The 12,778-nt window shown below is 60.7% G+C and carries 13 protein-coding genes; 6 read left to right on the forward strand and 7 right to left on the reverse strand.

Going from position 1 to position 12,778, the window contains the following annotated elements; translation table 11 throughout:
* Window positions 1-87: 87 nt before the first annotated feature.
* Window positions 88-702 carry an NAD(P)-dependent oxidoreductase gene (locus tag D8U61_RS14235; protein ID WP_130927147.1) on the reverse strand — a complete coding sequence of 205 codons (615 nt, stop codon included), beginning with the start codon at window positions 700-702 and terminating at the stop codon, window positions 88-90.
* 45 nt (window positions 703-747) lie between these two features.
* Window positions 748-1,626, reverse strand: a complete 879-nt coding sequence (locus tag D8U61_RS14240; protein WP_130927148.1) for an MBL fold metallo-hydrolase — start codon at window positions 1,624-1,626, stop codon at window positions 748-750.
* 113 nt (window positions 1,627-1,739) lie between these two features.
* On the opposite strand from D8U61_RS14240, the gene D8U61_RS14245 reads away from it, so the two are divergent.
* Entirely contained in the window at window positions 1,740-2,645 is a 906-nt protein-coding gene (locus D8U61_RS14245; RefSeq protein WP_206663087.1) for a LysR family transcriptional regulator, read from the forward strand.
* Window positions 2,646-2,863: 218 nt separating this feature from the next.
* Window positions 2,864-3,040, forward strand: coding sequence for a hypothetical protein (locus D8U61_RS27815; protein WP_016773438.1), 177 nt, complete (start codon window positions 2,864-2,866; stop codon window positions 3,038-3,040).
* 131 nt (window positions 3,041-3,171) lie between these two features.
* Here D8U61_RS27815 and D8U61_RS14250 read toward each other — a convergent pair whose 3' ends face one another.
* Window positions 3,172-4,062, reverse strand: coding sequence for a helix-turn-helix domain-containing protein (locus D8U61_RS14250; RefSeq protein ID WP_130927149.1), 891 nt, complete (start codon window positions 4,060-4,062; stop codon window positions 3,172-3,174).
* A 184-nt stretch (window positions 4,063-4,246) separates the two neighbouring features.
* Here D8U61_RS14250 and pobA point away from each other — a divergent pair, with 184 nt between their 5' ends.
* Window positions 4,247-5,431 carry a 4-hydroxybenzoate 3-monooxygenase gene (pobA, locus tag D8U61_RS14255; protein ID WP_177433334.1) on the forward strand — a complete coding sequence of 395 codons (1,185 nt, stop codon included), beginning with the start codon at window positions 4,247-4,249 and terminating at the stop codon, window positions 5,429-5,431.
* 78 nt (window positions 5,432-5,509) lie between these two features.
* Window positions 5,510-7,027, forward strand: a complete 1,518-nt coding sequence (locus D8U61_RS14260; RefSeq protein ID WP_130888880.1) for an MDR family MFS transporter — start codon at window positions 5,510-5,512, stop codon at window positions 7,025-7,027.
* A 132-nt stretch (window positions 7,028-7,159) separates the two neighbouring features.
* On the opposite strand, the gene D8U61_RS14265 is transcribed toward D8U61_RS14260, so the two are convergent.
* From D8U61_RS14265 to D8U61_RS14280, 4 genes are all read right to left on the reverse strand, one after another.
* Entirely contained in the window at window positions 7,160-8,008 is an 849-nt protein-coding gene (locus D8U61_RS14265) for a cache domain-containing protein (protein ID WP_125925630.1), read from the reverse strand.
* 134 nt (window positions 8,009-8,142) lie between these two features.
* Complete coding sequence (locus D8U61_RS14270; protein ID WP_130927151.1) at window positions 8,143-9,000, reverse strand: ATPase; 858 nt, start codon at window positions 8,998-9,000, stop codon at window positions 8,143-8,145.
* A 116-nt stretch (window positions 9,001-9,116) separates the two neighbouring features.
* The gene (locus D8U61_RS14275) at window positions 9,117-10,109 is read right to left on the reverse strand and encodes an NAD-dependent epimerase/dehydratase family protein (RefSeq protein WP_130927152.1); all 993 of its coding nucleotides are present in this window, start codon (window positions 10,107-10,109) and stop codon (window positions 9,117-9,119) included.
* A 99-nt stretch (window positions 10,110-10,208) separates the two neighbouring features.
* Window positions 10,209-11,096: a LysR family transcriptional regulator ArgP gene (locus D8U61_RS14280; RefSeq protein WP_016773433.1), complete on the reverse strand. Its 888-nt coding sequence runs from the start codon at window positions 11,094-11,096 to the stop codon at window positions 10,209-10,211.
* A gap of 96 nt (window positions 11,097-11,192) precedes the next feature.
* Here D8U61_RS14280 and D8U61_RS14285 point away from each other — a divergent pair, with 96 nt between their 5' ends.
* On the forward strand, window positions 11,193-11,795 hold the full coding sequence (locus tag D8U61_RS14285; protein ID WP_016773432.1) for a LysE/ArgO family amino acid transporter: 603 nt from the start codon (window positions 11,193-11,195) through the stop codon (window positions 11,793-11,795).
* Between the two features lie 176 nt (window positions 11,796-11,971).
* Window positions 11,972-12,568 (forward strand): Fe-Mn family superoxide dismutase, encoded by a 597-nt coding sequence (locus tag D8U61_RS14290; RefSeq protein WP_016773431.1) that lies wholly within the window; start codon window positions 11,972-11,974, stop codon window positions 12,566-12,568.
* Window positions 12,569-12,778: the final 210 nt, after the last annotated feature.

The following is a 12,778-nucleotide window of genomic DNA, read 5'->3' on the forward strand; positions in this document are numbered from 1 at the left end:
TCGTTCAGGTCAATGCGTGACCCAAGACAACTCGGTCGGCTCCCTCTCCCCCGGGGAGAGGGCTGGGGTGAGGGGAAAAGGCTTGACTCAATACCCGACCGTATAACGCAGCCGCAAATGCTTCGGCGTCTCCACTTCGTCAATCAGCGCAATCGCATAATCGGCAAAGGTGATCCAGCTACGCCCTTCGGCACTGACCAACAGGTGATCCTTGCCGACGCGATACTGGCCGCTGCGTTCACCCTCGACAAACTCCGCCGACGGCGAGAGGAAAGTCCAGTCCAGTTCCTGCTCCTGACGCAACGCATCAAGAAACGCCGCCCCCGCGTTCGCCTCGGCTTTGTATTCAGCCGGGAAACCGGCACTGTCGATCACCCGCGTGTCATCCGGCAGCAACAGCGAACCGGCGCCGCCGACCACCAGCAAGCGCTTCACGCCCGCCTGTTTTACCGGTCCGACAATCGCCGAGGCCGGGACGGTGGCGAAATGCGCTGCGCTGATCACGGCGTCGTGACCGGCCACCGCCGCTTGCAGCGCCGCCGAATCCAGCACGTCGAGGCTCTTGCTGACGACACCGGCACGGCTGCCGATCTTCGAGGTATCGCGGGCAATGGCGGTGACGCTGTGGCCGCGACGCAGGGCTTCTTCCAGCAGTTGGCTACCGGCACGGCCGGTGGCACCAATGATTGCAATCTTGCTCATGACATTCTCCAGTTGGCTTGAAAATGCTGCGTGTTCAGGTTCGGCTTACCACTGCATCTCGCCCTTGGCGACTTTCGCGCTGAGCTCCAGCGAGCTTTCCTCGCCGAGTTGCGGGTAGCGTTTTTTCATCGCTGCGATCAGTGCAGCAGAGTCTTTGGCCTTGGCGGTTTCGGCATCGAAGGCCTTGATGTAATCGGCGGTGAATTTCACGCTGGCCAGCGAGCGGCTGCTGTCGCCCAGAAAATGGCCGGGTACTACGGTTTGCGGTTTCAGGCTTTCGATGGCGTGCAGGGTGTGCAGCCAGTCGGCGTGGGATTGCGCGGTCTGGGTGTCGGCCATCCACACATGAATGTTCTCGGCGACCACTACGCCACCGACCACTGCTTTGAGCGACGGGATCCATACGAAGCTGCGATCCGGTTGCTTGCCGTCGAGGCCGATCACCTGCAATTGCTTGCCTTCGAGGGTCAGGCTGTCGCCCTTGAGCACGTCCGGGACGATGGTTTTCGCCGGCACGTCGGCGCCCATTTTCGGTCCCCAGTAGGCCAGTTTGCCGTCGACGGTGTGCTTGATGTGATCGACGGTCGGCTGCGAAGCCAGGACTTTCGCTTGCGGGAATGCTTTGGTCAGTGTGTCGAGGCCGAAGTAGTAATCCGGGTCGCCATGGCTGATGTAGATGGTGGTCAATTGCTTGCCGCTGGCGCGGATCTTTTCCACCACCTGTTCGGCCTGGGATTTGCCGAATTGCGCATCGACCAGAATTGCTTCTTTCTCACCGCTGACCAGCACCGAGCTGACCGGGAAAATCGCCTGGGTGCCCGGATTGTAGACATCAAGGCTCAGCTCGGCGGCGGATGCATGGGCGGCAAAGCCGAAAAATGCCGCGGCGAGCAGAACGCGTTTGAAGGGGGTGAAGCCGATCATTTGTTGCTCCGGATTACGAATGCCAGTCTGGCGATGCAACAGAGCTTAGTTGCCAGACTCAGTACAAAAAATGCGATGCTTGGACATAGTTTGTTTCTGAAAGCGGGCAAATCATGGATCGGCTTCAAGCAATGCGGGTATTCGTCACGGTAGTGGACCTGGGCAGCCAGTCGGCGGCGGCCGACCACCTCGAGCTGTCGCGGCCGGTGGTGTCGCGCTATCTGGCGGAGCTGGAAGACTGGGTCGGCGCGCGGCTGATGCACCGCACCACGCGCAAATTGAGCCTGACCGCCGCCGGCAGTGAAATCCTCCCGCGCTGTCGGCAGATGCTCGACTTGTCGCACGACATGCAGGCCGCCGTCAGCGAACCCGAGGACGCGCCTCGCGGATTGCTGCGGATCAGCGTCAGCACCTCGTTTGGCCAAGCGCAACTGGCCGATGCGGTCGCGGCGTACGTCAGGCTTTACCCCGGCGTGAGCATCGATCTGCAGATGCTCGACCGCACGGTGAATCTGGTCGATGAACGCATCGATCTGGCGATTCGCACCAGCAATGATCTTGATCCGAATCTGATCGCCCGGCGCCTGACCGTGTGCCGCTCGGTGGTCTGCGCAGCGCCGGCTTATCTGCTTGAGCATCCGGCGCCGCAGACAGTTGAGGATTTGAGCCGACATAACTGCCTGACCCATTCCTATTTCGGCAAAAGCCTGTGGCATTTCGAGGAGGATGGCGAACCGGTTTCGGTACCGGTGCAGGGCAATATCAGCGCCAACGAGGCCAGCACCCTTCTGCGCGCAACCCTGGCCGGCGCGGGCGTGGCGATGCTGCCGACCTACCAGGCTGGCGTGCATATTCACAACGGCGAACTGCTGCGTTTGCTGCCACACGCAGAACCGCGCCAGATGAATATCTACGCGGTGTACGCCTCACGTAAACACATGCCGGCGGCACTGCGAAGCATGCTCGACTTCCTCGTGCAGCGCTTTCCCGAAGCCCCGGCCTGGGATGCCGACCTGTAAACCCGATCCCTTGTGGGAGCGAGCCTGCTCGCGAAGAGGCCAGTACTTTCAACATTGATGTCGCTTGCACCACCGCCTTCGCGAGCAGGCTCGCTCCCACATGGGCATCAATTCGCTGAATGGCCGGCTAAATCCTCAAGCGCACTCGCTGGCAAGTGCGCGCCGCTGACCTATGCTCAAAGTAATACCGCAAGGTAGACGTTCAGAGGTCGAACACCATGAACATCAAAACAAAAAGATACGCCGCCATTTTCATCACCTGCGCCGCCACGCTGGCGCTGTACGGCACCGCTGCCTGGCGGGTCGAGCAGTTGCGCCAGCTGCCGCGCGAGTATGCGAGCTGCAACTATGAGCGGTGTATTCCGCACAATGCCACGCTGAACGCATTGCGCTGACAAGACTGACCTGGAATGCATCCCTTGTGGGAGCGAGCCTGCTCGCGAAAGCGGTGTGTCAGTCAACCAGGATGCTGGATGAAAGACCGTATTCGCGAGCAGGCTCGCTCCCACAGGGCTCATCAGCGCTTTCAGGATTGTTGCTCGGCCTTGAGTCGGTCGCGGAATGCCTTTGGCGAAATCCCCACCCGGCGACGGAACAGGCGCGTGAAGTTGGTCGGATCGGAAAAACCCAACAACTCCGACATCTCGTAAATCGTCATGCTGGTGTAGGTCAGCAGGCGCTTGGCTTCCAGCAACTGACGCTCGTGCATGATCTGCAACGCCGGTTGCCCGGCCAGTTCACGGCAGGTGCCGTTGAGGTGCGACACAGAGATGCCCAGGCGATGGGCGAGGTCTTCGACCTTGACGTGCTGGCGGTAAGTCTCTTCCACCAACTGAATGAAACCGTTGAGGTATTCGCGCTGGCGTTGCGGCCGTTGGCTGGCCTTGTGCCGAACGATCGCCTGGCGGCTGACCCAGACCATGATCACACTGACCAGCGAATGCATGAGCATTTCCCGCGCCGGTTGATGGCCGTTGTACTCGGCCTGCAACACTGAAAACAGGCTGTTGAGATAATCGCCATCCTTGCCGGCCGGGTAGTTTTCCGCCCGAGCCAACGCGTGTACCGAATCGCCCAGTTGCGCCTGCAAATGGTTGATCAGCGGCGTGGCCAAGGTGACGATGAAGCCTTCAACATCTTCGGAAAAACGAAAGCCGTGCACCGACAACGGTGGCAGCACCTGTATCGCCGGAGTCTCGAGTTGCGTGCGCTGGCCTTCGATTTCGAGCTCTGCCTGACCTTTGAAAACGAACAGCAGCTGGCATAGATCCGCGTGGCGGTGAGGTTTGATTTCCCATTGGTGTTCGCGACTGCGCGAGGAAATGGTTTCACAGTGCAGCAAGTCCGGGGTCGGCCAGTCCAGGCTTTCACCATAGAGCTTGAACACCGGAATAGAAGGCAGGGCAGGCTTGTTCATACTTCAATCCAGGCCTCTGGTTTTTGGGCGATAATCGCACCGATTGGCAGAATGTACAGGTATCGGCTCAGTTTTCACCTTCAATTGACAGACCCGCAAGGGAAAAATGCAAGCACTCGATCCATAAAATCATTCACCGGCTGTTGCTGCGTGAAGCTTGCGAGTCATAAAAACAATGAAAACCCTGAAAACCCAAGTCGCCATTATCGGCGCCGGTCCTTCCGGACTGCTCCTCGGCCAGTTGCTGCACAACGCTGGCATCGACACCCTGATCCTCGAACGCCAGACGCCCGATTACATTCTTGGGCGCATCCGTGCCGGTGTGCTTGAACAAGGCATGGTAGAGCTGCTGCGTGAGGCCGGCGTCGGTCAGCGAATGGATGCCGAAGGTCTGGTTCATGGCGGCTTTGATCTGGCGCTGGACGGGCGTCAGGTGCACATCGACCTGCACGCGCTGACCGGCGGCAAAACAGTAATGGTCTACGGCCAGACCGAGGTCACCCGCGACCTGATGGCCGCTCGTCGGGAGGCCGGCGCGCCAACAATTTATCAAGCGAGCAATGTCGTTCCCCATGGCATGAAAAGCGACGAAGCTTTTGTCACCTTCGAAAAGGACGGTGAAAGCTGGCGCGTTGATTGCGATTACATCGCCGGTTGCGATGGTTTCCATGGCGTCGCGCGGCAGTCGATTCCGGCCGATTGCCTGAAGGTTTTCGAGCGGGTCTACCCGTTCGGCTGGCTGGGCATTCTCGCCGACACACCGCCGGTCCACGATGAATTGGTCTACGCCCGCCACGAACGCGGCTTCGCCTTGTGCAGCATGCGTTCGGCCACGCGTACCCGCTATTACCTGCAAGTGCCGGCGGATGAAAACGTCGATGACTGGAGCGATCAGCGTTTCTGGGATGAGCTGAAAAAACGCCTGCCGGATGCCCTCGCGGAAAAACTGGTGACCGGTCCTTCGATCGAAAAAAGCATCGCGCCGCTGCGCAGTTTTGTCGTCGAGCCAATGCAGTACGGGCGCATGTTTCTCGTCGGCGACGCCGCCCATATCGTCCCGCCCACTGGCGCCAAGGGCTTGAACCTGGCCGCCAGTGATGTCAGCACGTTGTTCAATATTCTGCTGAAGGTGTATCGCGAAGGCCGCACCGATCTGCTGGAAAAATACTCGGAGATCTGCCTGCGCCGAGTATGGAAAGCCGAACGGTTTTCCTGGTGGATGACGTCGATGCTGCATCGCTTCGACGATCACGATGAGTTTAGCCAGCGCATCAGCGCGTCGGAACTGGACTACTTTGTCAGCTCGCAAGCCGGGCAAAAAACCATTGCAGAAAATTACGTCGGGCTTCCGTACGAGGCTATCGAATAGCCTGCTATCGACTTACACTGGCGAGCACTTACCCGCTCGCCTTGTCCATGCGGGTCAATCACTGCCCGCAGGTTTTCCGTGACCACTCTCAATCAGCCTGAAACGCCCAAACCGGCCATTCGCAGCGTGCTGGTCGCCTTGATGATGGCGATCTTCCTCGGTGCGCTGGACCAGACCATCGTCGCCGTGTCGATGCCGGCGATCTCCGCGCAATTCAAGGACGTCAGCCTGCTGGCCTGGGTGATTTCCGGCTACATGGTGGCGATGACCGTGGCGGTGCCGATCTACGGCAAGCTCGGCGACCTGTACGGGCGGCGCAAACTGATGCTGTTCGGTATGGGCCTGTTCACCCTCGCCTCGCTGTTCTGCGGCATGGCGCAGAGCATGGAACAACTGGTGCTGGCGCGGATCCTTCAGGGCATCGGCGCCGGCGGCATGATCTCGGTGAGTCAGGCGATCATCGGCGACATCGTCCCGCCGCGTGAACGCGGGCGCTATCAGGGTTACTTCAGCAGCATGTACGCCGTGGCCAGCGTCGCCGGTCCGGTGCTCGGCGGCTACATGACCGAATACCTGTCGTGGCGCTGGGTGTTTCTGATCAACCTGCCGCTGGGCCTCGGCGCCTGGTGGGTGGCGCGACGTAATCTGCGCGGCTTGCCGATTCCGCAGCGCAAACCGGTGATCGATTACCTCGGCACGGTGCTGATGATCATCGGCCTGACCGCGTTGCTGCTCGGCATCACCGAAGTCGGCCAGGGTCATTCATGGCGCAGCAGCGAAGTGCTCGGCCTGTTCGCTTGTGCCGTGGTGGTATTGGCGCTGTTCGTCTGGCATGAACGCCGGGCGCGCGAGCCGTTGCTGCCGATGCACCTGTTCGCCAATCGTAATGCCCTGCTGTGCTGGTGCACGATTTTCTTCACCAGTTTCCAGGCCATCTCGCTGATCGTGCTGATGCCGCTGCGTTTCCAAAGCGTCACCGGCGCGGGTGCCGACAGCGCCGCGTTGCACTTGCTGCCTCTGGCGATGGGCTTGCCGATCGGTGCCTATTTCGCCGGCCGCCGCACCTCGATCACCGGACGCTACAAACCGCAGATTCTCACTGGGGCGATCCTCATGCCGATCGCGATTCTCGGCATGGCCTTCAGTCCGCCACAAGCGACGCTGCTCAGCGGTTTGTTCATGTTGCTCAGCGGCATCGCTGGCGGCATGCAGTTCCCGACCTCGCTGGTCGGCACACAAAACTCGGTGGAACAACGCGACATCGGCGTCGCCACCAGCACCACCAATCTGTTCCGCTCACTGGGCGGTGCGGTGGGCGTGGCGTTGATGTCGGCGCTGCTGCTGGCGTTGCTGCACGACTCCAGCTTCGCCCATCTGGCGAACAGTTCGCTGATCAGCGAGGGGCATTCGGGCAACGTCCTGCTCGATGGCCTGAACGCAGCACCCGGCGAAGCGCAGAACGCTTTGCGCGCGGAGCTGCTGGTGACCTTCCGCCACTTGCTCTGGGTCAGCACGGCAGTGTCGTTGCTCGGGCTGGCGGCGGCGATTGCCATGCCGAACAACCTGCTGCGCGGGCGGGAGCACGGCGCGAAATGAGCCTTTTGCGCTGATCGTTCCCACGCTCTGCATGGGAATGCCTCAACGGACGCTCTGCGTTCGGCCTTGGATGGGACGCAGAGCGTCCCGGGCTGCATTCCCACGCGGAGCGTGGGAACGATCATCGCGCGCTCAAGGGCTGTAGTAGCCCACCGCGACGAGGAAATGCCCGACCTTTTTCAGGTACGCATGCTTGTCCTCGATCTTGCCGGTTACCGGATTTTTCCAGCGGTATTCGTATTCGCCTTCATCCTGCTTGCCGATCAGCGCCAGAATCGGCTCGCCCACCGGTTTGCCTTCCGGATCCTTGACCTTGCCAAAATCAGTGTTGATCAAACGCAGATTGGTGCCGTGGGCGACATAACGCTGGTTGTTCAGATCGACCACGAAGACATACAGGTCATCCTGCAAGTAACCGCCCTTGAGTGAGTTGATCGCGGTCAGCGTGCCTTTCTCGTCCTTGCTCAGATCTGTCGCGGCTTTGTCCAGCAAGGCCCTGGCCTGCTCAGCCGAAGCCCGTGGCAGGTAGTAACCCACCGCGAGAATGCGCTGCCCGACGCGCTGATAGAACACATGCTTGCGCTCGACCTTACCGTCGGCCCAGTTCTGCCAGCGGTATTCGGCCTGCTGGATGCCATTGCCTTCCGGCACTTTCAGCGCATCCTTGAACGCCTTCTGCAGATCCGGCCCGAGCACTTCGCTGACATCACGGCCGATCAGCGCCGATGACGGCCCGCCACTGGCAAGCATGACGCCTTTGGTGTCGAGGACGAACACGTAGCGATCCTTGTCGACGAACTCACCCTGGCGGCTGAAGGCGGCGAAGGCCTTGTCACCATTGTCGTGGTAGTAGGCCAAGGCTTTTTCCAGCAGGGCGATAGCGGCCTGACTGTCCTCCTTGGCGGCGGTGGCGGCGCTGGCCTGGCCGAAACCGGCCAACAGCATCAGGCCGAGCCAGACCACTTTATGCAAAAACCCCATAGCGCATCCCTCGTTCTTTTTGGTGTCTCAAGAGCGTAGACGGCTTGGGCTGATGTACGAGTATTCAGAATGATGCAGGGGATTACAGGTCCCTGTGGTAAAGGGACAAAGCCTCCCGGGCAACAGATCAGTCGCTACGGGCGGGAATTGATCTGCTGCTGGAGATTCTGGATCTGCGCCTGCAAGGTATTCAGGTTGCGGGTCATCTGCGCGCGGAACGCATCGAACTCGGCGGTGTTGCCGCCACCCTGTGGCGCTGCCGGGCGGTTGTCCTGCTGACTTTTCAGCACCACGATGTCCTGCTCCAGACGATCGATCGCCGCGCTCGGATTGCCCTGTTTCTTCAGCGCGGCGATATCGGCGCCGAGGCTTTTGAACTGGGCGTCGAAGGCTTTCAACTGCGCATCGACCTTGCTGGTATCGGCCGGGGTGCTTTTGATGGTCGCCAGCTCGGCACTCAAGGCTTTGACCTGAGCCTGCAATTGGGTATTGGCGTTCTGTTGTTCGGTGGTCTGCGCGGTCATCTGCGCCAGCCGCTTGTCCAGTTCGCTGGCCTGCCCGGCCACGCCTTGCTGCTGCTTGCTCTGGTCGAGCAGCTTGCCTTCGAGTTGTTTGATCTGCAGCTTCAGCGCTTCGCTGTCACTGCTGACGTTGCTCTGGCTGGCGACAACCTTGCCGGAAATATCCTGCAGGCGCCCCGCCGCTTCCTCGCTGATGCGGGCGAAGCTTTCCTGGGTGGCGACCAGTTGCTGCTCCATCAGCGAGATCTGCTGGAAGCTCCACCAGGCCAGACCGATGAAGGCAAAAAACAACGCGCCGACCAGCGCCCACAGCGGCCCGGTGCTGGCGGCCTTGACCTTGACCACTGGCGCGTTGCGCGAATGCACGGAAGTGCGGGGGCCGGGCGCGATGTCATCGTCATCGAACGGGTCGGCGCGCAGGCTTGGCACGTTGTCGAAATCGTCGTCGTGGGCATCGTTTCGCATGGACATTGAGGCAACCTTTGGCAAACGCGGTGATGGCTAAATGCTGCGAAGTATAACCGCCGCAGCCGCAGGCATTGACCCTCAACCCGCAAGGCGGTTCATTGCCGCCCGGCCGAATCGTTTCAACGGATGTCCTGGGCTTTCCACCACGCACAGAACTCATCGAGGGCCGCCCACAGGCTGACTTTCGGATCGTAGTCGAGATAATGCCGGGCGCGGCTGATGTCGAGGGTGAAATTTTTTTTCAGGACCTGCATGCCCAGGCGCGACAGGGTCGGCTCAGGGCGTCCCGGCCAGAGCATGCACGCGCCTTCGTTGAGCGCCGCGACGCTGTAGGCCAGACCGTAGGAGCGATATTTGCGCACCTGATCGACGTCCATCCGCCGCATTACGTAATTGACCACATCCCACAGCGGCACCGGCGTGCCGTTGCTGATGTTGTAGGCCTTGCCCAGCGCCGAACCTTGGGCCAACAGGCTGCTGAGCATGGCTTCGTTGAGATTTTGCACGCTGGTGAAATCGACCTTGTTCAAGCCGTTGCCGATGATCGCCAGCCGGCCCTTGCGCTGCATCTTCAGCAGGCGCGGGAAGATGCTCATGTCACCGGCACCGGTGACGAAACGCGGGCGCAGGGCGATGGTTTCCAGACCGAATTCCTGCGCGCCGAAGACTTTCTGCTCGGCCAGATATTTGGTCGCGGCGTAGGGATGCTTGAAGCGTTTGGGCACTTGCTCTTCGGTCAGACCGAGATGGTCGCGGCCATCGAAATAGATCGATGGCGACGACAGATGCACCAGCCGCCGCACCCGCTGCTTGAGGCACGCTTCGACGACGTTTTCGGTGACTTCGACGTTGCCCTGATGAAAGTCCTGATAACGCCCCCACACGCCGACAGCACCGGCGCAATGCACCACGGCTTCGACATCGTTGCACAGGTCGTGCACCAGATCGGCGTCGGTCAGATCGCCCGGCACGAACTCCGCGCCCCGGCGCACCAGATGCTCGACGCTCTCGGCCCGGCGACCGTTGACCCGCACTTCAAGGCCCTGCTCCAGGGCGAAACGCGCAAAGCGCCCGCCAATAAAGCCGCTGGCGCCGGTAACCAAAATCTTCATCAAAAACTCCAGGGAAGCAGCTGCAAGCTTCGAGCTTTCAGCTGCAAGTTGAAACGGTGCGTGTTCTTGCCGCTTGCAGCTTGACGCTTGTTGCTGCGTTCAAGCCACTAGCCATTGCTTTGAGGAGCGCAGCAGTTGTTCGGTCAATAGATTCAGCAATTGGCCGCCATTGCGCCAATGATGCCAGTACAGCGGCACGTCGATCGGTTTATCTGGCAGCAATTCGCGCAGCACCCCGCGTTGCAATTGCTCGCGCACCTGCAGTTCCGGCACCAGGCCCCAGCCCAGACCTGCTTCGGTCAGGCGAATGAAGCCTTCGGAAGACGGGCATAAGTGATGCTCGAACGCGCCGTCGACGCCCAACAGCGCCAGATAGCGATGCTGAAGAAAATCGTCCGGGCCGAACACCAGCGCCGGGGTGCGCGGCAGCTGTTCGGCGCGCACGCCATCGGGAAAATGCCGGGCGATGAAGGCCGGGCTGGCCAAGGCGCGATAACGCATGGCGCCGAGCAATACGCTGCGTGCGCCGGCCACCGGGCGCTCGCTGGCGCAGAGACACGCAGCCACTTCACCGGCACGCATGCGTTTGAGGCCGACGGTCTGGTCTTCGACGATCAGGTCGAGCAACAAATGCTGCTCGGCGCAGAAACCGCCGACGGCCGCGGCCCACCAAGTGGCGAGGCTGTCGGCGTTGAGGGCGATGCGCAGGCGATCGGGCAGGCCTTCTTCGTCCAGCGCCGGCACCACCGATTGCAGGTCGCGCTCGAGCAGACGCACCTGCTGCACATGGTTGAGCAAGCGTCGGCCGATCTCGGTCGGCGCTGGCGGTGTTCCGCGCACCAGCACTGGCTGGCCGACCCGCGCTTCAAGCAATTTGATGCGCTGGGAGATCGCCGACTGCGACAGGCCCAGCACCTGCGCGGCGCGATCGAATCCGGCCTGCTCGACCACAGCGGCGAGCGCGGAAAGCAATTTATAGTCGAACATCAGTTTTCCTAATGTGCGATCAGCACTATTGGTTTTTCTTATACAGCGTCACACCGGAGAATAGCCAGCAAGCACTCTCTTTCAAGGATCTCTCCCATGTGGCAAAGCTACGTAAACGGCCTGTTGGTGGCGTTCGGCCTGATCATGGCGATCGGCACGCAGAACGCTTTTGTCTTGGCGCAAAGCCTGCGCCGTGAACACCATTTGCCGGTGGCGGCATTGTGCGTGGTGTGTGACGCAATTCTGGTCGCGGCCGGGGTGTTCGGCCTGGCGACGATTCTGGCGCAGAACCCGACCCTGCTGGCGATTGCCCGTTGGGGCGGCGCGACGTTTCTGATCTGGTACGGCAGCCAGGCGCTGCGCCGGGCCTGCTCGAAACAGAGCCTTGAGCAAGGCGAAAACCAGACCGTGCGTTCGCTGCGCGCAGTGATGCTCAGCGCTCTGGCGGTGACCTTGCTCAACCCCCACGTTTATCTGGATACGGTATTGCTGATCGGCTCGCTGGGCGCGCAGCAATCGGTGCCGGGCGCTTATGTGGTCGGCGCGGCGAGTGCATCGTTGCTGTGGTTTTTCACCCTGGCCCTTGGCGCGGCATGGCTGGCACCGTGGCTGGCCCGCCCGAGCACCTGGCGCATTCTCGATCTGGTGGTGGCATTGATGATGTTCGCCGTGGCCGCGCAGTTGATCATCGCCGGATGAATTATTGCTGAAGGCTCTGGAACCTCTATCCCACACAGTTGTTGCGTGGTTAAGGCGCGACCCCGGTGCTATGATCCGAACCCTGCGCCGCAAAGAGTAAAAACTCGCCGGTGCATTTCCGGCCGCCCGTGATCGGCCTTGCGCTCACCGCAACAGACCTGATTAGGAGAATCATCATGGCTTTCGAATTGCCGCCGCTGCCTTACGCACACGATGCCCTGCAGCCGCACATCTCCAAGGAAACCCTGGAGTTCCACCACGACAAGCACCACAACACCTACGTCGTGAACCTGAACAACCTGGTGCCAGGCACCGAGTTTGAAGGCAAGACCCTGGAAGAAATCGTCAAGACTTCTTCGGGCGGCATCTTCAACAACGCCGCTCAGGTCTGGAACCACACTTTCTACTGGAACTGCCTGGCGCCAAACGCCGGCGGTCAACCAACCGGCGCCCTGGCAGACGCCATCAACGCAGCGTTCGGTTCGTTCGACAAGTTCAAGGAAGAATTCAGCAAAACCTCGATCGGCACCTTCGGTTCCGGCTGGGGCTGGCTGGTGAAAAAAGCTGACGGTTCCCTGGCCCTGGCCAGCACCATCGGCGCCGGCAACCCGCTGACCAGCGGCGACACCCCGCTGCTGACCTGCGACGTCTGGGAACACGCTTACTACATCGACTACCGCAACCTGCGTCCGAAGTACGTTGAAGCGTTCTGGAACCTGGTCAACTGGAAGTTTGTGGCCGAGCAGTTCGAAGGCAAAACCTTCACCGCTTAAGCTGCGCGCCAGATGAAAAACCCGGCTTCGCAGACTGTGTGAAAACGCACTGACGGCGGTTCCAGCAAACGCCCCGACTTGTACGGGGCGTTTGCTTTTGTGCTCACAGCAAACGAAAAAAGGCGTTTCAGCCCATCAGCGCCATCATCTGGCGGACGCCCAACACGTTAATTGCTCTTTTCAGGTTGTAGGCGTTCACCGCCAAGGCCA

The sequence above is a fragment of the Pseudomonas sp. Sample_14 genome, assembly GCF_004307515.1.
In the GTDB taxonomy this organism is placed as follows: domain Bacteria; phylum Pseudomonadota; class Gammaproteobacteria; order Pseudomonadales; family Pseudomonadaceae; genus Aquipseudomonas; species Aquipseudomonas atacamensis.